Annotated in this window: 15 protein-coding genes; 9 read left to right on the top strand and 6 right to left on the bottom strand. The window is 70.3% G+C overall.

The annotated features are described in order from the left end of the window. The first annotated feature begins 77 nt into the window (after positions 1 to 77). From H7F53_RS01385 to H7F53_RS01370, 4 genes are read left to right on the top strand one after another with little or no spacing between them, the layout of a single operon-like run. Positions 78 to 1,490 carry an FGGY-family carbohydrate kinase gene (locus H7F53_RS01385; RefSeq protein WP_246438387.1) on the top strand — a complete coding sequence of 471 codons (1,413 nt, stop codon included), beginning with the start codon at positions 78 to 80 and terminating at the stop codon, positions 1,488 to 1,490. Beyond that, positions 1,487 to 2,635 carry an FMN-dependent L-lactate dehydrogenase LldD gene (gene lldD, locus H7F53_RS01380; protein ID WP_185677666.1) on the top strand — a complete coding sequence of 383 codons (1,149 nt, stop codon included), beginning with the start codon at positions 1,487 to 1,489 and terminating at the stop codon, positions 2,633 to 2,635. The genes H7F53_RS01385 and lldD overlap by 4 nt, the downstream gene beginning before the upstream one ends. 2 nt (positions 2,636 to 2,637) lie before the next feature. Beyond that, positions 2,638 to 3,900, top strand: a complete 1,263-nt coding sequence (locus H7F53_RS01375; RefSeq protein WP_185677665.1) for an MFS transporter — start codon at positions 2,638 to 2,640, stop codon at positions 3,898 to 3,900. 27 nt (positions 3,901 to 3,927) lie between these two features. Beyond that, entirely contained in the window at positions 3,928 to 4,707 is a 780-nt protein-coding gene (locus H7F53_RS01370) for a DeoR/GlpR family DNA-binding transcription regulator (RefSeq protein ID WP_185677664.1), read from the top strand. 12 nt (positions 4,708 to 4,719) lie between these two features. Here H7F53_RS01370 and H7F53_RS01365 read toward each other — a convergent pair whose 3' ends face one another. The 4 genes from H7F53_RS01365 to H7F53_RS01350 form a co-directional block, all read right to left on the bottom strand. After that, positions 4,720 to 5,499, bottom strand: a complete 780-nt coding sequence (locus H7F53_RS01365; protein ID WP_185677663.1) for a hypothetical protein — start codon at positions 5,497 to 5,499, stop codon at positions 4,720 to 4,722. Positions 5,500 to 5,680: 181 nt separating this feature from the next. Further along, complete coding sequence (locus H7F53_RS01360; RefSeq protein WP_185677662.1) at positions 5,681 to 6,772, bottom strand: NAD(P)-dependent alcohol dehydrogenase; 1,092 nt, start codon at positions 6,770 to 6,772, stop codon at positions 5,681 to 5,683. Continuing rightward, complete coding sequence (locus H7F53_RS01355) at positions 6,772 to 9,405, bottom strand: TonB-dependent receptor (protein ID WP_185677661.1); 2,634 nt, start codon at positions 9,403 to 9,405, stop codon at positions 6,772 to 6,774. The genes H7F53_RS01360 and H7F53_RS01355 overlap by 1 nt, the downstream gene beginning before the upstream one ends. Positions 9,406 to 9,514: 109 nt before the next feature. After that, positions 9,515 to 10,435 carry a helix-turn-helix domain-containing protein gene (locus tag H7F53_RS01350; RefSeq protein WP_185677660.1) on the bottom strand — a complete coding sequence of 307 codons (921 nt, stop codon included), beginning with the start codon at positions 10,433 to 10,435 and terminating at the stop codon, positions 9,515 to 9,517. Between the two features lie 287 nt (positions 10,436 to 10,722). Between H7F53_RS01350 and H7F53_RS01345 the strand changes: the two genes are divergently transcribed. Further along, positions 10,723 to 11,763, top strand: coding sequence for a Rieske 2Fe-2S domain-containing protein (locus H7F53_RS01345; RefSeq protein WP_343061843.1), 1,041 nt, complete (start codon positions 10,723 to 10,725; stop codon positions 11,761 to 11,763). Positions 11,764 to 11,915: 152 nt separating this feature from the next. Beyond that, positions 11,916 to 15,407 (top strand): glycosyltransferase, encoded by a 3,492-nt coding sequence (locus H7F53_RS01340; protein WP_185677659.1) that lies wholly within the window; start codon positions 11,916 to 11,918, stop codon positions 15,405 to 15,407. 36 nt (positions 15,408 to 15,443) lie between these two features. Here the strand turns inward: H7F53_RS01340 and H7F53_RS01335 are convergent, their stop codons facing one another. After that, the gene (locus H7F53_RS01335; protein ID WP_185677658.1) at positions 15,444 to 15,635 is read right to left on the bottom strand and encodes a hypothetical protein; all 192 of its coding nucleotides are present in this window, start codon (positions 15,633 to 15,635) and stop codon (positions 15,444 to 15,446) included. A 174-nt stretch (positions 15,636 to 15,809) separates the two neighbouring features. On the opposite strand from H7F53_RS01335, the gene H7F53_RS01330 reads away from it, so the two are divergent. The 3 genes from H7F53_RS01330 (at position 15,810) to H7F53_RS01320 (ending at position 19,966) form a co-directional block, all read left to right on the top strand. Beyond that, on the top strand, positions 15,810 to 18,632 hold the full coding sequence (locus H7F53_RS01330) for a TonB-dependent receptor (protein ID WP_185677657.1): 2,823 nt from the start codon (positions 15,810 to 15,812) through the stop codon (positions 18,630 to 18,632). Continuing rightward, positions 18,632 to 19,663: a phytase gene (locus tag H7F53_RS01325; protein ID WP_185677656.1), complete on the top strand. Its 1,032-nt coding sequence runs from the start codon at positions 18,632 to 18,634 to the stop codon at positions 19,661 to 19,663. The genes H7F53_RS01330 and H7F53_RS01325 overlap by 1 nt, the downstream gene beginning before the upstream one ends. Positions 19,664 to 19,771: 108 nt before the next feature. Continuing rightward, the gene (locus H7F53_RS01320) at positions 19,772 to 19,966 is read left to right on the top strand and encodes a hypothetical protein (RefSeq protein ID WP_246438386.1); all 195 of its coding nucleotides are present in this window, start codon (positions 19,772 to 19,774) and stop codon (positions 19,964 to 19,966) included. Positions 19,967 to 19,989: 23 nt separating this feature from the next. Here H7F53_RS01320 and H7F53_RS01315 read toward each other — a convergent pair whose 3' ends face one another. Continuing rightward, entirely contained in the window at positions 19,990 to 20,721 is a 732-nt protein-coding gene (locus H7F53_RS01315) for a ParA family protein (protein WP_185677654.1), read from the bottom strand. Between the last annotated feature and the right edge of the window lie 106 nt (positions 20,722 to 20,827).

Here is a 20,827-nt window from a genome sequence, read left to right as displayed (position 1 = left end):
TTTTAGTGGAATTGATCAAGAATGATTGTTATTGAGCGTTTGAACGGGCCTTGGAACGGACTGCGGGAGAGACGCGCTTGAGCACGGGCGCCACCATCGTCATCGATCTCGGCAAGACGCTGAGCAAGGTCAGCCTGTGGGACGCAGCGGGCCGGATGGTCGACCGCAAGGTCCGGCCGAACCGGCTCGTCGCGACCGACGGGGTGCGCCGGCTCGACCTGGGCGGCATTGCCGACTGGCTGGTCGAAACCCTGGCGGACTTCGCCGGGCACCCGGTCGAACGGATCATCCCGGTCGGCCACGGCGCCGGGGTGGTCGCGCTGGTCGACGGCGCGGCGGCCTTTCCGCCGCTCGACTACGAGCAGGTGATCCCGCCCGCCGTGCTGGCCGCCTACCGCGCCGAGCGCGATCCCTTCGCCCGCACCGGCTCGCCCGCCCTGCCCGACGGGCTGAACATCGGCACCCAGCTGTTCTGGCTCGACCAGCTCTACCCCGCGGCGATGGCCCGCGCCACGCTGGTGCCCTGGGCGCAGTACTGGGCCTGGCTCCTGACCGGGCGGGCGGTGAGCGAAGTCACCAGCCTGGGCTGCCATTCCGACCTGTGGTGCCCGGCCGAAGGACGCTTCTCGCCGCTGGCGCAGCGACGGGGCTGGGCCGACCGGTTCGCGCCGGTCGTGCCGGCAGGCGCGGTGGTCGGACCGCTGCGGCCCGAACTGGCAGCGCGCACCGGGCTGTCGGCCGAGGTCGTGGTCCATGCCGGGCTGCACGATTCGAATGCCGCGCTGCTTGCCGCGCGGGGCTTTGCCGAGATCGCCGGGCACGAGGCCACGGTGCTTTCGACCGGGACCTGGTTCATCGCCATGCGCCTGCCGGCCGCGCCGGTGGACACTGCGGGCCTGCCCGAGGCGCGCGACTGCCTGGTCAATGTCGATGCCTTCGGCCGGCCGGTCCCCTCGGCGCGGTTCATGGGCGGGCGCGAGATCGAGACGCTGATCGAGCTCGACACCCGCCGGGTCGATATCAAGCCCGACCAGCCGGCGTTGCTCGCCGCCGTGCCGGCCGTCCTGGCCGCGGGGGCAATGATCCTGCCCACGCTGGCGCCGGGCTGCGGACCCTTCCCGGCGGGGCGCTTCACCTTCGTCCAGCGCCCGGAGGACTGGTACCAACGCCGCGCCGCGGCCTGCCTCTACGCGGCGCTGGTGGCCGATGCCGCGCTGGACCTGATCGGCGCGCGCGACCGGATCCTGGTCGAAGGCCGCTTCGCCGAGGCCGAGGTCTTCGTCCGCGCCCTGGCGGCGCTGCGCCCCGGCTGCGCGGTCTATACGGCCAATGCCCACAACGATGTCTCGTTCGGCGCGTTGCGCCTGATCGATCCGGCGCTGTGCCCGGCCGGCGAGCTGGTCCGCGTGGCGCCGCTCGACCATGATCTCGCCCCCTACCGCGCGGCCTGGAGCGCCGCGGTGGCGGGCCGGCTGGAGACCCCTGCATGATCATCGCCTCGATCGCGGACTTCCGCGAGGCCGCGCGCCGCCGCCTGCCGCGCTTCCTGTTCGAGTACATCGACGGCGGCTCCTACGCCGAGACCACCCTGCGCCGCAACGTCAGCGACCTGGCCGACCTGGCGCTGCGCCAGCGGGTGCTGCGCGACGTCTCCGCGCTCGACCTCTCGACCGAGCTGTTCGGGCAGCGACAGGCGCTGCCGGTGGCGCTGGCGCCGATCGGCCTCGCCGGGCTCAACGCCCGCCGGGGCGAATGCCAGGCGGTGCGCGCGGCCGAGCAGGCGGGGATTCCCTTCACCCTCTCCACGGTCAGCGCCTGCGCCCTGCCCGAGGTTGCCGCGGCGGCGAGCCGGCCGTTCTGGTTCCAGCTCTACATGATCCGCGACCGCGGCTTCATGCGCGACTTGATGGCCCAGGCCGTGGCGGCGCGCTGCTCGGCGCTGGTCTTCACGGTCGACATGCCGGTGCCGGGCAGCCGCTACCGTGACTATCACACTGGCTTGGCCGGCGCGCCGGGCCTGCGCGGCGCGGCCTGGCGTGCCGCCCAGGCCGCGGTCCGGCCGCGCTGGGCCTGGGACGTTGGCCTGTTCGGCCGCCCGCACACGCTCGGCAATGTCGCCCCGGTGCTGCAGGGGCGCACCGGAATCGAGGATTTCTTCGCGTGGATGCGGGGCAATTTCGACCCTTCGATCAACTGGCGCGATCTCGATTTCATCCGTTCGGAATGGTCGGGGCCGCTGATCATCAAGGGCATCCTGGACCCCGCCGATGCCCGCGAGGCCGCCGAACTGGGCGCCGACGGCATCGTCGTGTCGAACCACGGCGGGCGGCAGCTGGATGGCGTGCTGTCGAGCGCCCGGGCCCTGCCGCCGATCGCCGAGGCGGTGGGTGATCGCCTGACCGTGCTGGCCGATGGCGGCGTGCGCTCGGGGCTGGACGTGGTCCGCCTGCTCGCGCTCGGCGCCAAGGGCGTGCTGCTCGGCCGCGCCTGGGCCTATGCCCTGGCGGCCGGCGGCGAGGCCGGAGTGAGCCACATGCTGCGCATTATCGAGGCCGAGATGCGCATCGCCATGGCGCTGACCGGGACCACCCGCATCGCCGAAATCGACCCTACAATCCTGGCCGGGAGAGCCTGACGATGACCACCACGGTGCCCCATGCCAAAGGGACGCAAGACGAGCCCTGGCGCAACACTGTGCTTGCCGGGCTGGCCAACTACATCGACGCCGGCTCGATCGTGTCGGGCTCGGTCGCGCTGGCGCTGTGGAAGGAACAGTACAATCTCTCCGACAATTTCATCGGGCTGATCGGCGCCTTCTCGGCCAATGCCATTTCGGCCGGGGTTGGCGCGCTGATCGGCGGGCGGCTGTGCGACCTGTTCGGGCGCAAGACCATCTACCAGTACGACATGCTGTTCTACGCCTTCGGCATGATCTTCCTGATCTTCGCGGCCGCGCCGTGGATGATCATCACCGGCTTCCTGCTAGTCGGCCTCGCGGTTGGCGCGGACATTCCGGCCTCGTGGTCGCTGATCGCCGAACAGGCCCCCGACGATGCCCGCGGCGCCCATTCCGGGGTAGCCCAGATCCTCTGGTACCTTGGCCCCGTCGCCGTGCTGGTGGCCGGCTACTTCCTGACCCCCTTCGGCATTTCCGGCGTGCGGTGGCTGTTCATCCACCTCGCCGTGCTGGCGCTCGGGCTCACCTTCCTGCGCAGCCGCATGAAGGAAAGCGAACGCTGGGAGGAGCTGCAGGCCAGCACCGGCGGCAAGACCTCCGGCTGGAGCGACGTGCTGACCCTTCGCCATCTCGGCGCGGTGCTCTACCTCGTGACGATGTACGGGATGTGGAACCTGTGGGCCGGCTACAACGGCTTCTTCACGCCCTACCTGATCAAGCAGAACAACCTGCCGGAATGGGCGGCCACCGTCGTCCCCGCGAGCTACTTCTTTATCGGCATGCTCTCGATCTGGTTCGTGTTCATGCGCCTCTCGGACCGGGTCAACCAGCGCAGCCTGTTCGCGCTGTCGGCGCTCCTGCACGTGATCGGCATGGCGCTGCTGGCGATCTTCGGCTTCACCCTGAAGGTGGTGATCATCCATATCGTGATCATGGGCGTGGCTGGCGGGTTCGGGGCGCAGAGCTTCTTCCAGCTGTGGAGCGCCGAAATGTTCCCTACCGCGATCCGCTCGACCGCGCAGGGCCTGGCCTTTGCGATCGTCCGGATCGGCCTGGGCATCTGGAGCCTGGCCGTACCCTCGCTGGCGGCCAGCAATTTCACCGAGCTGGCCTGGATCCTCACCGCCTTCCTCGTGATCAGCGGCGTGGTCGGGACGATCTGGGCGCCGCGCAACGAGGGCAAATCGCTTGAACAACTCGCTGCCGAGCGGCAGGGAAGCTGAGGCACGGGGCAACACAAGGGGACGGGCATGCACGCGGCCGAGCGTGAACGGCTGATCGTCGAGGCCCTCGGGCCGACCGGCTTCGTCTCCTATCGCGAACTCGAGCGGCTGCTGCAGGCCTCGCCGGCCACGATCCGCCGCGACCTGGCCAAGCTGGAGGAGGCGGGTCGGATCGTCCGCGTCCACGGCGGGGCCAAGCGCCCCGAGGGGAGCGATCCCGGCCCGGTGCTGGTCGGCACCCCGTTCAGCCAGTCGATCCAGCTCAACACCGCCGCCAAGCAGGCGATCGGCAAGGCCGCCGCCGCGCTGGTCGAGCCGGGCGAGGGGATCATGATCGACGGCGGCACCACCACGCTGCAGATGTGCCCGCACCTGGCCGGACTGCGCTGCCAGGTCCTGACCAACTCGCTGCACATCGTCGAGGCGCTGCTGCCGCAGGAGGGGACCGGCCTGCTCGTGCCCTCGGGTTCGGTGTTCCGCGAGCAGAACATCATCCTCGCCGCCGCGGGCGAGGAATCGATGCCGCGCTTCCACGCGCCCAAGCTGTTCATGGGCGCCGCCGCGGTCGGGCCGCAGGGGATCATGCAGGCCGACGTCGTGCTGGTGGCCGCCGAGCGCCGCCTGATCGAGCGGGCCGAGCAGGTGATCCTGCTGGTCGACAGCAGCAAGTTCCGCACCCAGTCGGGCACGATCGTCTGCGGGCTCGAGCGGATCGACGTGCTCGTCACCGATGCGGTCCCTCCCGAGCTGGCGGACATCCTGGCCGCGGCCGGGGTCAAGGTCGTGCTGGCTCTGCCCGCGGGCTGACGCGCCGGCCGATCAGGGGGCGCTGCGCGCTCCCGCCGCCGCGGCAGGCACCGCGATCCGGCCCAGCCCGCTCGCCCCGGTGACGAGGTTGCGGGCAAAGATCATCAGCGTCGCGGGCGGACCCGGGGGCAGGGGAACCTGGCCGCTGAAGCCGCCGGGCGCGGTGGTGAAGGCCAGCGGCACCTCGGCGAGCCGGCGGTTGCCGGCCCACAGGCTGGCGCTGACCCGGTAGTCCGCGGCCGGCCACAGTCCGCCCGGAGCGATCGGGCAGCCGCACAGCGGCTCGACCTGCGCCGAGACCGCGAGCATCCCGCCGGTCAGGCTGACCGTGGGGGTGACCGCCAGCCCGGGCAGCTCGACCACCCAGCCGTCGCCGGCGGTGACCGGCTCGCCCGGCATGATCCAGCGCTCGGCGGTGATGCGCACGGCCGAACCCGGGCGGTCAAGCGGCCCCTGGACCTCGAGCCGGACAAGGGTGGGACGGTCGATCTCGAGCACGGCCGAGAAGCCGGCCGTGTCGGGGGTCGCGCGGCGCGGACTGCGGCCCGTGGCCTGCATGATCAGGCCGGTGTCGCCGGTACCGCCGCGCGTCCGCCCCTCGGCCAGCACGGCCTGACTCTCCGCATCACGCAGCACCACGGCCGCCCCGCCGGTGTGGTCGCCGATGAACTTGGCGTCCTGGCTGATCACGCGCACCAGCACCGGGGTCGGCGTGGCGCCGGCCGGCAGCGCCGCAGCGAGGGCAAGGCCGAACGCTGCGCTGCGCCACAGGTCTCGGTATCCCGGTTTCAAGCCTGTCATCCTTGGTCCGCTCCGTGATCTGGCCGTTCCCCGGTGACTGACCCAGCCACTCGCCGCTGGCAAGCGCGAAACGGCCGGGCGGGCGCCCGGCGGGGTCAGGCCGGACCGGGCAGCCGCCCGGCCCCCGCGACGAGGCGGCCATCGATCAGCAGGTGCAGCGGGTGGTCCACGGTCACATCCGCACGATCGGCTTGATCACTGCGCCGCTCTCGCCCGCGGCGATCGCCTCGGCAATGGCGGCGAAAGGGTAGAACCGGGTCAGGCGCTCGATCGGAAACCGGCCGGCGCGCCAGTGGGCGATCAGTTGCGGGATCAGCACCTGGGGATCGGCCGAGCCCTCGACGATGCCGCGCACGACCCGTCCGGCGCTCATGATGAAGGCCGGATCCAGGGACAGCGACTGGCCCGGCGCGAAGGCCGCAAGCAGCCCGGCCTGTCCGCGCGGGGCGAGGGTGAGGATCGCCTGCTCGATCAGCGGCACGTGCCCGGTGGTGTCGAGCACGTGATCGATCCCGGCAAGGCCGTGCCCGGCAAGGGGGCGCCCGTCCGCCACCACGCCTTCGCTGGCGCCGAGCGACCGGGCCAGCTCGACCCGCGCCGCCGCGCGGTCGACCGCGACGATCCGGCCGGCGCCGCGGATCTTCGCGGCCATGATCGCCGCCATGCCGACCGCCCCCGTGCCAAGCACGACGAGGCTGTCGCCCGGCCGCACGTCGAGCGCATGGAACACCGCGCCCGCGCCGGTCAGGAAGCCGCAGCCGAGCGGTCCCATCAGGTCAAGCGGCAGATCGGCATCGACCTTGACCGTGTTGCGGGCGAGGGCGAGGCAGTGCGTGGCGAACGAGGACTGGCCGAAGACGTGGCTGTGCACCGGCCCGGCGCTGTCGGTCAGGCCGGTCGAGCCGTCGGGCCGGGTGGCGAGGAAGTTCTGCGGCACGAACTCATGGCAGTAGGCCGGGGCCGCGGCGCTGCACGACGGGCAGGCGCCGCAGCTGGCGAAGGACAGGACCACCGCGTCGCCCGGGACGACATGGCTGACCCCGGCGCCGACGGCGACCACGTGCCCGGCGCCTTCGTGGCCCAGCACCACCGGCATGGGCACGGGCAGGTGGCCGTCCCGCATCACCATGTCAGTATGGCAGATCCCGGTGGCGACCAGGCGGACCAGCACCTCGCCGGGCCGCGGATCGTCGACCGTGACCGGTTCGAGCACCGGGGGCGCTCCGGCGGTGCGGCTGACCGCGGCGATGGCCGGCGTCCCCATCAGAAGGTCATCCCGAACCGCAGGTACCATTCCCGCGGACGGTTGAAGGTGCCGAAGGCCGCACCGTCCGCCAGGTTGAGATTGCCGCTGGTGAGGAAGCGCGTGGCGGTCAGGTTGGTCCCGCCGGCGGTCAGCGACCAGCGCTCGTCGGGCGCGTTGTAGGCGATGCTGGCGTTGACGATGTCATTGGTCGGACGGCGCAGCAGCACGGCCCGGGCGACATCGTTCCAGACCTCGGTGGTATGGGTCCAGTCGCCGATCAGCACGATCGACCCGCCGTTGCCCAGGCCGTATTCGTAGCGCGGCGAGACGTTGATCTTCCAGTTCGCGGTCTTGGGCAGTGGCGCGCCGACGAAGATCCCCGCCTGAATCCCCGGGATCGGGCTGGCGTTGACCAGCGCGGCGGGCTGCAGCGCGGTGTAGCGCGCGTCGATATGGCCGAGCGCGGCGTTGATCGTCAGCCCGCGGACCGGCGCGGCGACCATCTCCACCTCGAAGCCCTTGATCCGCGCGTCGCCGGCATTGGCGATGGTCGGCGAGGTGCCGATCTGGATGTTGAGCTGCACGCCCTGATAGGCCGTGGTGAAGGCCGACAGGTTGAGCTGGAGATGCCGGTCGAGCAGGCTCGACTTGATCCCCGCCTCGAAGGTGCTGGCCCGCTCCTCGTTGAAATCGGGGGCGACCTGGCCCTGCGGGTTGGTCAGGCGCGTGGTCCAGCCGCCGGTCTTGTAGCCGCGCGACCACGAGCCGTAGACCATCACGTCGCGCGTCGGATGCAGCTGCATGCCGACCTTCGGCGAGAAGTCGGAGAAGGTCTTGCGGTTCTCGCCGGGGACATAGATCTGCACCGGATTGGCCGCCGTGGGGAATGACAGCGCGGCAAAGCAGGGCGGCCCGCCGGCGCCGACCGGCGGGGCCAGCGGGAAGTTGCCGAAGGGCGCGATCGTGCCATCGCCGGCGGCGCAGCCGAACAGCTTGTAGTTGCCGCCGTTCAGATCCTGCTGACCACCGATGAACAGCTTGCGCTCGCGGGTGTAGCGCCCGCCCACGGTGAAGCCGAGCAGGTCGCTGGGACGGAAGTCGATCTGGCCGAAGGCGGCCCAGTTCTCGGTGTCGAAGCTGTTGGGTCCGTCGACCTGGAGCAGCCCTTCGGCAAAGTTGACGTAGTCGTGCAGGTTCCCCTTTTCCTTGAAGTAATAGGCGCCCAGCACGTAGTTGAGCTTGCTGTCGAAGGCCTTGCCGAGCAGCTGCAGCTCCTGGCTGAACTGCCACTGGTTCTGCGTGAAGGTCAGCTCGAGGAACGACAACGGCGAGCCGTCGGCATCGACGCCGGCCTTCCACCGGGTGTTGCGGTAGGCGGTGATCGACTTGACGGTCAGGTCGGGGCTGACCTCGGCCTGGACGGTCCCGCCCAGGCCCCAGGCGGTCAGCTGGTTGAAGCTCGGGCCGGTGGCATAGCTGAGGTCGGGATCGGACAGCAGGAAGCGCCCATCCCATGGCAGGCGGTCGTTAAGCGGGTTGGCGTCGACGTTCACACTGGCCAGCCCGGGCAGCTGATAGCGCGGGTTGAACTGCGTGCCGCGCGGTCCGCACAGCGCCTGGGCATTGCGCGCCGCGATCTGCGCCGGCGTGCTGCCGATGCAGAAGTTGTACAGCCCGGCGAACAGGAAGCCGGTGCTCGCGGTCGGATCGAAGGCGGTGCCGGGGAGGTTGGCCGTGCCGGCGAACGGACCCGGAATCGAGGGGTAGACGCCGAGCAGCTTGGTCGCCTGCCCAGAGCTGTCCTGGTGGGTATAGTCGGCCGAGAGCGTGGCGGTGACCGCCCCGCCATTGTCCCACTTGAGCTTGCCGCGCAGGCTGACGCTGGCATCCCCGCTCTCGCGCGAGGCGCTGGCGTAGCCGGCGTTGGCGAAGCGGGTGAACGGATCGGAATTGCCGGCGCGCTGGTCGGGGAAGGGGATCCGCTTGAGGAAGCCCTGCCGGTTCAGACTGGCCGCGGTGAGCGACGAGAACAGGCTGTCGGACAGCGGCACGTCAACCGTCGCGCGCACCTTGACCAGATTGTAGCTTCCGGTGGTGACGTCGAAGCTGCCCTTGAACTCCTTGCCCGGATCATGGGTGACGATGCTGATCGCGCCGCCAATGGTGTTGCGCCCGAACAGCGTACCCTGCGGGCCCTTGAGCACCTCGACCCGCTCCACGTCGGGCAGGTCCTGGTTGGCGCCGACGGTCCGGGCCAGGTAGACGCCGTCGAGATAGATGCCCACGCCGGGGTCGATGTTGAAGGCGAAGTCGTCCGAGCCGATGCCGCGGATCGTGGCCGAAAGCACGGCCGAGGAACCCGAGAACGGCGTGCCGCCATCGAGGTTGACGTTGGGCGCCAGTGCCGACAGCGACGACACCGAGGTGACCGAGCGTTCGCGCAGCGAAGTGGCGGTGAAGGCGCTGATCGCGATGGGGACGTTCTGCACGTTCTCCGAACGCTTCTGGGCGGTGACCACGATCTCGCCAATCGGGCTGTCCTCGCCGCCGGTTTCGGTCGCGGCCGACTGGGTCTGGGCGGATTGGGCCTGGGCGGTGGTGGCGGCCAGCGTGGCGACAAGCGCGGCGGTGGCCAGCAGATGCTGCTTCATGATCGTTGCTCTCCCCTTGGCAGCGGCTGGGCCGCCTGCTTGGGAGGAACGATATTTTCTATAGCAATACTTGTCTTGAACGCCTGGCCGCGATCGGCTTGAACGAACGTCAGCGCCGGAAGCGGCGGGCGTAGCTGCTGGGGGGTTCGCCGAAGCGCTCGCGGAAGCGCCGGCTGAAGTGCGCGGCATCGGCGAAGCCCAGCTCATAGGCGAGATCGCTGAGCGAGGCGCCGCCCCGTCCATGGCGCAGGCGATGCGAGGCCAGCGCCAGGCGGCGGCCGTTGATGTAGTCGCTCGCCGTGGTCGCCATCTCGGCAAAGGCCAGCTGCACCTCGCGGACCGGCACGCCCAGGCCCTGGGCGATCGCCCCGGTGCGCAGCGCGCCGTTGCCCAGGTTGTCCTCGACGAAGGCGAGCAGCCGCTCGTGCAGCGCTGTCTGCAGCGGGGCGCTGGCCTGTCCGCGCAGGGCGTTGCCGAGGAGGTGGAGCAGGGCCTCGCCCAGGGCGTCGCTGTCCTCCCGCGGCAGGGTGCCCTGCCACTTCTGGGCGAAGATCGCGCCGATGAAGCCGCGCAGCACGCCCACGGCGGGGATCTGGTGGCGCAGCACCAGGCCGGGCCGGGCGCCTAGCCGTTCCAGCGTGGACCAGGGAAAGTCGAGCACATACATCGCGTTGCGCTGGGAGATTTCGATCTCGTAGGGCTCATCGGCGGCGCAGAAGGTCAGATCGCCCGCAAACAACGCGGCATTGTTCCCGCGCTGGGCGGTGGCACTGAAGCCGCTGGACTGGAAATGGATCAGGCCGCGGCCGTCCGACAGGGTGGGCGCATGACCGGCCCAGCGGCGCACGGTCGCGCGCTGCGACAAGGCTTGGTTCAGGCCGAATGCGCCCAGCCGGCAGGCGCTCCAGCTGGCCTCGATATCGGCGGGGCCGTCCACGGTCATGCCCGGAAACAGGCCGGCCACCAGGCTGTTCCAGTAGTCGAGCCGCCCATCGGCGGACACCGCGTTGGTCGCATGCTTCTCGAACACCTGCGCGCTCCCCTCGGCTGGCCGGCCACTTGGCCTGGTCCTGTTCCCCGGCGCGGGTTGTATCCGTTCGCACCGGGGGTGTCGATCCATTGCCCCAGAGGATGGCCCATCGCCAGCGAAACGCTATTTACAATAGCAATATGTTTGCTATTCTTTATATCAAACAACGCGCCGTCCGCCCGGACCCGGGCGGTCCGCGACTGCGGGGAAGGGAACCTGCCGATGAGTCGATCCGTTTTGGTATGCCAGCCGCAAGGACGGCGCCGTTCGGGCATGGGGGGCGGACTGTGACCACTTGGCTGACCGATGCGTGGTACGTCGCCGGTTGGGATGCCGAGGTCGACACGCAGCCGTTGTCGCGCACCATCTGCGGCGTGCCGATGATGTTCTACCGCAAGCTCGATCGGTCGGTCGTGGCCATGCGCGATGCCTGTCCGCACCGCTTGCTGCCGCTTTCGATCGGCCTGCGCGAGGGTGACGGCATCCGTTGCAAGTATCACGGCCTGCTGCTTGGCCCGGATGGCGTCGCCCAGGAGATGCCGATCCGGACCGACCCCGTGAACCGGCGGATCTGCGCCGAAACCTTTGTGACCCACGAGCGACATCGCATGGTCTGGGTCTGGATCGGCGACAAGGCCAAGGCTGACCCTGCCCTGATCCCCAACCTGTGGCCCTGTTCGAAACCCGGCTGGACCTTTGACGGCGACTACTACCACGTCGAGTGCGACTATCGCCTGATGATCGACAACCTGATGGACCTGACGCATGAGACCCACGTCCATGCCGGTTCGATCGGGCAGCCTGAAATCATGGAAGCCCCGATCGAGACGCGGGTGGAAGGAGAGGATGTGGTGGTCTCGCGCTGGATGCCCGGCATCGAGGCGCCACCGTTCTGGCGCGATGCCCTGAAGCTCCCCGGACTGGTCGATCGCTGGCAGATCTGCCGCTTTGTCCTGCCGGCGGCGGTCATGATCGATGTCGGCGTGGCACCGGTCGGGGCCGGCGCAACGCTGGAGGACCATGACCAGGGTGCGCGCGGCATTGTGGTCGACTTCATGACCCCTGAAACCGAGACCAGCCATCACTACTTCTGGGGCATGGCCCGCAAGTTCGATGTCGATGATCCGGGCTTCACCGCGCGGTTCAAACGCGGGCAGGGCGGCGTCTTCGCCGAGGACAAGGTGATCCTCGAGGCCCAGCAGGCCGCCATCCGCGCCAACCCCGATCTCAAGCTGTCGGCCTATCGGATCGACGAGGGTGGGGTCCGCGCCCGGCAGATGATCGCCCGGGCCATCAAGGCCCGCAAGGCGGAGGTTTCCGCACACTGATCGCCACGGCCCGAGCCCGACGTGCTCCTCTGCCAAGCCCTTAACAGCGCGTTTACGGCGGAGGCGGGCTTTGTGCAAAGGTGGCCCTAAGCTGTCTGCAGCCCCCTGCCGCTATGCGTCTCCCACAGGGTCGCAACCGGCAGGGCAGGTACGTGCAGTTTCAAGTGTTTCACGATCCCACCGGACGGCGGGGCCGGCATGTCCGCCGGCTCGGGCTCGGGCTGCTGCTCATCCTGGTAGGGGCCCTTGGACTGTTTGTCCGCACGATCACGGCCCTCGAGCCCCGTCCCGCGCCGCTGCTTTCGCCGGTGCAGGCAGGGGTTCAGACGCGGGCCGTGCCCGTCGTCCGACCGACATCGACGGAATCGGCCGGTCCCTGGCTGCCGGCCGCCGCTGGCCCGACTGCGCCGCCCGCCGCCCTGGCCGCGGCCGAGACGCTCGGTTTCTACATGCCGTGGGACGAGGCCAGCCGCCGCTCGCTGCGCGCCCATGTCGGCGCGTTGCGCTGGGTGGCCGCGGGCATGGTCTCGGTCCGCGGGCGCGAGCATCGCTGGATCGAGGCCGAGGATCCGGCCCTGCGTGACATCATGGCGACCAGCCCGGGGACCGGGCTGCTGCTGATGATCCAGAACGACAGCGAGACCGGGTGGGACGGCGTGAACATGGCGCGTCTGCTCGCCAGCCCCGCGCGCCGCCGCCTGCTGCTCGACCGGGTGGCCGCGGCGATGCAGCGCCATGGCGCCGCGGGCGTGCTGTTCGACCTCGAGAACCTGCCCGTATCGGCCCACGCCCACTATCGCACGCTGCTTGGCGAGGCCCGCGTCAGGCTCGGTGCGGCGCGCGGCGGGGCGCCCACCCCGGTCATGCTCGCCGCCCCTGTGGCCGACCCGAGCTGGGACCTCGGCGCCTATGCCCGCGCGGCCGACCGGGTGGTGCTGATGGCCTATGACGAGCACTGGCAGTCGGGCGCGCCCGGTCCGATCGCCTCGCAGGCGTGGTATGCCCGGGTGGTCGCGCAGGCCGTGGCGCGCACCGGTGCCGGGCGCGCGATCGTCGCGGTCGGCAGCTATGCCTTCGACTGGGCCGAGGGCCAGCCCCTGGCCGATTCGATCACCGTGCCCGAGGCCTGGGCCCGTGCCGCCCGGGCCGGCAGCCGGCCACAGTTCGACCCGGCCAGCGGCAATACCGGGCTGGCCTATGTCGAGGCCGGGCGCCGCCGCGAAATCTGGCTGCTCGATGCGCTGAGCGCGTGGAACCAGCTTCACGCCTTGCGCGCGCTGCGTCCCGCCGGGGTGGCCCTGTGGCGGCTCGGCAGCGAGGATCCCGGCTTCTGGCCGGTGCTGGCCGCGGCCCGCGCCGGCACCGGTGCACCATTGGCCGCGCTTCGCCGCCTGCCCGCCGAAGCGGGGATCGAGCTGCGCGGCTCGGGCGAGATCCTGCGCCTCACCGCCCCACCCGAAAGCGGCACGCGCAGCGTCGTGCTCGATGCCGCCGGCCTGATCCGCGCGGCGCGCTACGATCGCCTCTCCCATGGCCACCTGGTCGAGCGGCGCGGCAATGCTCCGCGCCAGGTCGCCCTGACCTTCGACGATGGCCCCGATCCGCACTGGACCCCGCAAATCCTCGATGTGCTGGCCCGGCACGGGGTTCCCGCGACCTTCTTCGTCACCGGCATCCACGTGCTTGACCAGCCGGCGCTGGTCCGGCGGATCGTGGCGCAGGGCTCGGAGCTGGCCAACCATTCGACCACGCATGCCAATCTCGATCGGCTGCCCGACGCTGCGGTGGAACTCGAGATCAATGCCACCCAGCGCCTGGTCGAAAGCTATACCGGGCGTTCCATGCACCTGTTCCGGGCACCCTATCTGGGCGACGCCGATCCCGACACCGCCGCCGAGCTGCGGGTCGCGCAGATCGCCGCGCGGCTCGGCTATCTGACCGTGGGGCTGAACGTCGATCCGCTTGACTGGGCAACGACCGACGCCCGGACCATCGCCGCGCGGACCATCGCGCAGGTCGAATCCGGCACCCCCGGTCAGGCACGCCGCATCATCCTGCTCCACGACGCGGGCGGCGATCGCAGCGCGACGCTGGCCGCATTGCCGGTGATCATCCGCGAACTGCGCGCGCGCGGCTATCAGTTCGTGCCGGTCTCGACCCTCGCCGGGCTGAGCCGCGACCAGGCGATGCCCCTGCTTCCCGCCACCGCCGAGGCTGGCGCGGACCGGCATGGCCTGTTGTTCGACAGCCTGCGGATCGGCCGCCAGGCGCTGGGCTGGCTGTTCACCGCCGCGATTGCGCTGGGGCTCGGCCGGGTGCTGCTGCTCACCGCGCTGGCCCTGTGGCAGACCCGCCGGGTCGCGCGCGGGCGGCACCGCGCACCGGCTCCGCCGCACCTCGTCCCGCGCTTCGTTTCAGTGCTGATCCCGGCCTTCAACGAGGCCCGGGTGATCGAGGCCTCGGTCCGCCGCGCGCTCGCCACGCAGGGGGTGCGGGTGGAAATCATCGTGATCGACGACGGCTCGACCGACCGGACCAGCGCGATCGTGCGCGAGGCGTTCGGGCACGATCCGCGCGTCACGCTGCTGACGCTCGAGAACGGGGGCAAGGCCCGCGCGCTCAACCACGGCCTGGCGATCGCCAAGGGCGATGTCATCGTCGCGCTCGATGCCGATACGCGCTTCGAACCTGACACCATCATGAAGCTGACCGAATGGTTCGCCGATCCGGCGATCGGCGCCGTGGCCGGCAATGCCAAGATCGGTAACCGGGTGAACTGGCTGACCCGCTGGCAGGCGATCGAATACACCACTGCCCAGGCGCTCGAACGGCGCGCGCTCGAGGCGCTGGGCGCGGTGACGGTGGTGCCCGGCGCGGTGGGAGCCTGGCGCCGGGCCGCGCTCGACGCGGTGGGCGGCTATCCTGCCGATACCCTGGCGGAGGACCAGGACCTGACCATCGCGGTGCAGCGGGCCGGCTGGCGGGTCGCCTGCGAGCCTGCCGCCATCGCCTGGACCGAGGCACCGGAAACGCTGCGGGCGCTGTTCCGCCAGCGCTACCGCTGGGCCTTCGGCACGCTCCAGTGCCTGTGGAAGCACGCCGCAGTCATCGCCCGCGGCCAGCCGCGCGGCCTCGCCTGGTTCGGGCTGCCGCAGGCCTGGCTGTTCCAGATCGCGCTTGGCCTGCTCGCCCCGGTGATCGATCTGGCGCTGGTGCTCGGCTTGCTCGATGCGGCGGTCAGCACGCTCAACCACGGCTGGGGGGTGATGGCGCAGGACCTGACCCGCATGGTCGCCCTGTGGCTGGCGCTGGCGCTGGTGGAATGCGCCTGCGGCTGGCTGGCCTACCGGATCGACGGCCGCGAAGGGCGCTTGCCGGTGCTGCGGCTGCTGGCCATGCGGTTCGGCTATCGCCAGTTGCTCTATGCGGTGGTGGTCCACGCGGTCGCCGCGGCGCTGCACGGCATCACCGTGCGCTGGGGCGCGCAGCAGCGCAGCGGCGCCTTCAGCGTCGGGCTGCAGGCTGCGCCTCTGGCCGACTCTCCGGTCGCGCCGCCCATCGTGGCCCTGCCCGTGGCGGTGGAGGCCGCCGGGACCGAATCGCCCGCCGCGCCGGTCCCAGAGCCCGTCCGCGTCGCCGCCTGAGCGGCGCGCCTGCCGCCATGACCCCGGTCGTGGGGGCTAGAGGGTGATCCCCAGCGCCCACAGCCCGGTGGCGACCAGCACCAGCCCGGTCCAGGCGAGCAGGCTCTTCTGCCAGTCACGCAGCCGCCGCGGTCCGCGGCCGCGCGGATCTTCCGGCCCGCCGGGCCGATATCCCTGGAACTGCCGCTGGTTCTTCGGCGGCCGCTTGAACTTGTGCACCGTGCCCATCGCGCGAGCTTAGGGGCGCGCCCGGGGAAAGTCGACCGCCCGCGCGATCAGGGTGTGTGGCCGTGGCATGACACGGCTGACAGATGGCTGTCGCGCCTCTGACGCCGGAGCGCAACACAGACCCGTTAGCAGCCGCAACATTGCCGAACGGACATGTTCAGGGGAGCTATCACAATGAGTCTGGTCGATCGTTCGCGCGGTCTTGCGCCGCGTTGCCTGTTGCTGGCGTCTGCCGCCGGCTGCCTGCTCCATGCCGGGAGCGCCCTGGCGGTGGAAGCCGAAGCCGGCGCCGACGAGGCTGCGGACACGATCGTCGTGACCGGCAGCCGGCCCATCGCCGAATCCGAAGCGGCCGCGCTCGAGGTGCAGAAGCGCTCGGATTCGCTGGTTACCGTGCTGGCCTCGGACGGGATCGGCCGGCTGCCCGACCAGAACATCGCCCAGGCGACCAGCCGCCTGCCGGGCGTCGCGGTCGAGCGCGACCAGGGCCAGGCGCGCTACATCTCGCTGCGCGGTGCACCCAAGACCTGGACCACCCTGTCGTTCGACGGGATCAACGTGGTCAGCCCGGAAGGCCGCGATGCGCGGTTCGATTCGATCCCCTCGGCGATCGCCAAGCAGGTGATCGTGAGCAAGGCGGTGACCCCGGACATGCCGGGCGAGACCGTGGCCGGCAATGTCAACGTCGTGACCCGCTCGGCCTTCGACTATGACGGGTTCCACCTGGCCGCCAAGGCCGGCTACGGCCAGGCCGAATATGGCAAGCGGCCGGAATACGAGGGCTCGCTGGTGCTCTCGCAGCGCCTGCCGCTGGGCTCGGGCGAGCTCGGGGTGCTGGTCTCGGGCAGCTACTACGAACGCAACATGATCACCGACAACTTCGAGCACGACTGGGAGCGGGTGGCGCAGGACACCCGCCCCGGCGCGGCGACGCGTTACTGGGTGCAGGAGACCGAGAACAAGCTCTACCGCCTGACCCGCAAGAACTGGTCGCTCTCGGGCCGGCTCGACTGGAAGGCCGACGACGACAACCAGATCTCGCTGCGCTCGATCTACACGATCTTCACCGACGACGAGGCGCGCGACAACTACCGCTTCGACCTCGACGACCGGCAGGGCGATCTGGTGCCGAACACCGCCGCCTGCACCACCACGGTCAACCCGACCCCGTCGACCAGCGGCTATGCCGATATCTGCATCGGCAACACCCCCACCCAGGGGACGATCTACGGCATCGACATCCGCCAGCGCTCGACCCTGCGCGCGTTCAAGCAGTCGATCCTGACCAACACGCTCGAAGGCAAGCACAGCTTCGGCGACGGCTGGTCGATCAACTGGCTGGGCAACTACACCCAGTCCAAGGACGATCGCACCGTGACCGGTGAGGCCTCGTGGGAAAGCCCCTCGACCCGCACCCTGCGGCCCACCGTGGGCTATGACTTCACCAATCCCGGGGTCGCGCTGCTGACGCTGTACAACACCACCCAGCTCGCCAGCCCGACGCGGTTCCAGGCCGGCACCCAGGTGACCGCGATCGACAGCTTCACCAAGCCGCTCACCGCCATCACCTTCCTCGATGCGGTCGATACCACCAATGCCTTCACCGGGCGCCTGGTGATCGCCAAGACGCTGTCGCTGCTGGGCGGCGAGGCGACGTTCAAGGCCGGTTTCCAGTTCGACCAGCGCGGCAAGGTGGTGGACGAGCGCAACCTCACCATCCCGGTCACCGACACCGCCCGGCTCGCGGCGATCGGGCTGCCCACCGACTACACCCAGTTCGCGCTCAGCCAGCCTTTCCAGGGCAAGCTGCCGATGGGCTACACCTTCAACTACTTCGACAACCGCAAGATGGCCGCGGTGGGCGACAAGGCGCGCGAGCTCTATGCCTTTGCCCCGGTCGCCGCGAACTACTACGACGTGCGCGAGCGGGTCTACGCCGGCTTCCTGATGGGCACGCTGCGCTATGACTGGGGCTCGCTGGTCGGCGGCGTGCGGGTCGAGAAGGTGGCGAACCGCGGCATCGCCAACGGCATCGCCAACGGGGTCAGCACGCTGATCACCAGCAATGTCGACCAGACGTTGGTGTTCCCCAGCGCGCACCTCAACTACAACGTCGATGACAGCAAGAAGCTGCGCCTGTCGTTCAACACCGGCGCCGCGCGGGCCGATTACGACCAGATCCGCCCCAACATCTCGTTCAACGATCTCGCCCAGACCATCTCGGGCGGCAACCCGGCGATCAAGCCGGAGCGGGCCAAGGGCGTGGACGCGTACTTCGAGTGGTACGTGCGCCCGCAGGGCTACATCTCGATCGGCGCCTTCTACAAGAAGGTGTCGGACGTGATCTACACCACCCGGCGGACCTTCGGCTCGGATGCGCTCAACTCGAACGGCATCGACCGTTCGCCCTACTTCTACTCGGGCATCCTCAACGGCGGCGACGGGCGGCTGTTCGGTGTCGAGGTCGCGGCGCAGCTCCAGCTCGAACCCTGGACCGAGGCCATCGGCCTGCCGGGCTGGATGGGCGGCTTCGGGATCAGCGCGAACCTCACGCTCAATGACAGCGAGGTGACCAAGCCCGCGTTCTTCAACGGCGCCACCCTGTCGGTGCCCGAACGCAAGGTGCGGCTGCCCAACACGTCCGACGCGGTCTACAACCTGGGGGTCTATTACGAGAAGTACGGCCTGTCGCTGCGCCTGCAGTACCAGCGCCGCAGCCTGTGGCTCGACTCGATCGCCGATGACGACACCGATGCCGGTGACACCTACTGGGATGCCGACGACGAAATGGATTTCTCGGCGCGCTATGCGATCAACAAGCATTTCGAGATCTACTTCGACGCGGCCAACCTCCTCAACCAGCCGGGCCGCCGCTTCTCCGATCCCTCGGGCATCCTGACCGCCCGCGGCACGCCGACCGGCATGATCCGCAACCAGACAATCGAATGGGAGCGGTTCGGCCGGCGTTTCACCGGCGGCGTGCGGGTCACCTTCTGATGCGGCGGGGGGCAGTCTGTGCCGCCGTGGCGGGCCTGCTTGCCGCCTCGGCGCTCGCCGCCGCGCCGGGCGGGACGGGCCAGACGGTGAATGTCGCCGCCACGGCCGAGACCCGGCCGGTCGGCACCGCGGCGGTCGACGCCGCCGACGATCCGGCGATCTGGCGCAATCCGCGGCGCCCGGCCGCCAGTCTGATCGTCGCCACCGACAAGCGCGCCGGCCTCTATGTCTATGGCCTCGACGGCACGGTCCGCGATTTCGTCGCGGCCGGGCGGGTCAACAACGTCGACCTGCTCGATCTCGGACCCGCCGGGATCATCGTCGTGGCGAGTGACCGCAATGACGAGACCCAGGCCCGCCTGCTGGTCTACCGGCTCGATCCCGCAACCGGCAAGCTGGCCACGCTGGGCCAGGCCGGGGGCGGCGCAGGGGAGGCCTATGGCGTGTGCCTGGTCGCCCACGGCGCCGGGATCGATGCCTTCTCGGTGCTCAAGCACGGGGCGATCCATCAGGTGCGGCTTACCCTGGCCGGCACCGGCGTGAGCGGCACGATCGTGCGCAGCCTGCAGCTGCCGACCCAGACCGAGGGCTGCGTGGTCGATCCGCGCAGCGGCACGCTCTATGTCGGCGAGGAGGACCGCGGCATCTGGGCCTTCTCGACCGCGGAGACCGACCGCAACGGCACCCTGGTGGCCGCAGTCGACGGACGCCATCTCGTTGCCGATGTCGAGGGGCTGGCCCTGGCCCCGGTGGGCGCGCGCGGCGGCTGGCTGGTCGCCTCGAGCCAGGGCGACAATGCCTATGCCCTGTTCCGTCTGCCCGGGCTGGAACCGGCGGGACGGTTCCGGATCGCCGCCGGCAAGTTCGGCAGCACCGAGGAGACCGACGGCATCGCGCTCGATCCTCGGCCCTTCGGGTCCCGCTTTCCGCAGGGGTTGTTCATCGCGCAGGACGGCAGCAACGCGCCCGCCGCGCAGAACTTCAAACTGGTCTCCTGGGGCAAGGTACGGGCCGCGCTGGAGCGGCGCTGAGCGGCCATCCGCATCGCGTCCGACAGCCAAGAGACCCTATTATGTCATTGATATGACGCTGGATTCGAATCGGCAGCCAGCCTAATGGCGGACCCGATGATTAGGGGTTTGTACAGGACACGCGATCGTCTGCTGGGGGACTGCGTGCGCGTCGGCTGGTCGGCCGGCGACGCCGCACCCGTGCTGCGCCGTGACCTCTACGAGAGCCTCGGCGGCCAGCCCCCCTACGATCAGTTGCCGACGCGCGAGGTCTACCGGCGCGGGGCCAACCCGATCGAGCCTGACCCGCTCGAGAGCGACTGACGGCGCACGGCCGGCCCGCCGGGTCAAGCCCTGGTCAGGCGGCGTTCGATCCCGGTCCACAGGCTGCGGATCGCCTCGGCCGCGGGGCTGCGCGGCGCGGTCGCTCCGATCGGCTTGCGCTGTACCGCCATCTGCTCGACCAGACTGGCCATCGGCACCACTGGCCAGTCGGGATGGGCCGCGCGGGCCTCGACATGGAGCCGCCGGCGCGCATCGTAGAGCGCGAAGACCGGCAGCACCGGGGCGTGCTGGCCGTGGTTGCGCCGCAGGTCGTCGAGCACCTCGTCGAGCGCGCGGCGAGCGAGCGGCGAGGCGGTGAGCGGCACGATGATCACGTCGGCCGCGCGGATGATCTGCTCGCTCAGCGCGTTGATCACCGGGGGGCAATCCAGGATCACCCGGTCGTACCATTCGCCCAGCGACGCCGTCAGCCGGGCCAGGCGCTTGCGCTTGCCCAGGCGCTCGAACAGGCGGTCGACCCCGCGCAGGCTGGGATCGGCGGGCAGGACATCGAGATGGGGCCAGGCGGTCGGGACGATCCCGTCGCGCGCGAGGCTGGTCTGTTCGAACCGGGCCGCGGCCTGGGCTCCGCGCGGGCGGTCGACCCCGAGCAGAAACCCTCCGCCGCCCTGCGGGTCGAGATCCCACAGAAGGGTCCGCCGCGCCGAGATAGTCGCGGCCGCCCAGGCGAGGTTGGCGGCGAGGGTGCTCTTCCCGACCCCGCCCTTGCAACTGTAACAGGCCACGACCTTCATGGCTTGGGCTCCATCTCCTCGCGCGCGATGCAGGGTGCCCGCCCGGCCGGGCGCGGGCAAGGCCGCCCTGCGGGGTGCCCCGGGCCGGGACAGCACCGGACCGCGG

This window comes from Novosphingobium piscinae (genome assembly GCF_014230355.1).
Lineage (GTDB): Bacteria > Pseudomonadota > Alphaproteobacteria > Sphingomonadales > Sphingomonadaceae > Novosphingobium > Novosphingobium piscinae.
The sequence above is the reverse complement of the archived record's forward strand: the minus strand, read 5'-3'. Positions and strand labels throughout refer to the sequence as shown.

Excerpts from the sequence above, each read along its gene's own strand:
- lldD (WP_185677666.1), top strand. The coding sequence starts at position 1,487 with ATGATCATCGCCTCGATCGCGGACTTCCGCGAGGCCGCGCGCCGCCGC.
- H7F53_RS01375 (WP_185677665.1), top strand. The coding sequence starts at position 2,638 with ATGACCACCACGGTGCCCCATGCCAAAGGGACGCAAGACGAGCCCTGG.
- H7F53_RS01370 (WP_185677664.1), top strand. The coding sequence starts at position 3,928 with ATGCACGCGGCCGAGCGTGAACGGCTGATCGTCGAGGCCCTCGGGCCG.
- H7F53_RS01360 (WP_185677662.1), bottom strand. The coding sequence starts at position 6,772 with ATGGGGACGCCGGCCATCGCCGCGGTCAGCCGCACCGCCGGAGCGCCC.
- H7F53_RS01355 (WP_185677661.1), bottom strand. The coding sequence starts at position 9,405 with ATGAAGCAGCATCTGCTGGCCACCGCCGCGCTTGTCGCCACGCTGGCC.
- H7F53_RS01335 (WP_185677658.1), bottom strand. The coding sequence starts at position 15,635 with ATGGGCACGGTGCACAAGTTCAAGCGGCCGCCGAAGAACCAGCGGCAG.
- H7F53_RS01330 (WP_185677657.1), top strand. The coding sequence starts at position 15,810 with ATGAGTCTGGTCGATCGTTCGCGCGGTCTTGCGCCGCGTTGCCTGTTG.
- H7F53_RS01325 (WP_185677656.1), top strand. The coding sequence starts at position 18,632 with ATGCGGCGGGGGGCAGTCTGTGCCGCCGTGGCGGGCCTGCTTGCCGCC.
- H7F53_RS01315 (WP_185677654.1), bottom strand. The coding sequence starts at position 20,721 with ATGAAGGTCGTGGCCTGTTACAGTTGCAAGGGCGGGGTCGGGAAGAGC.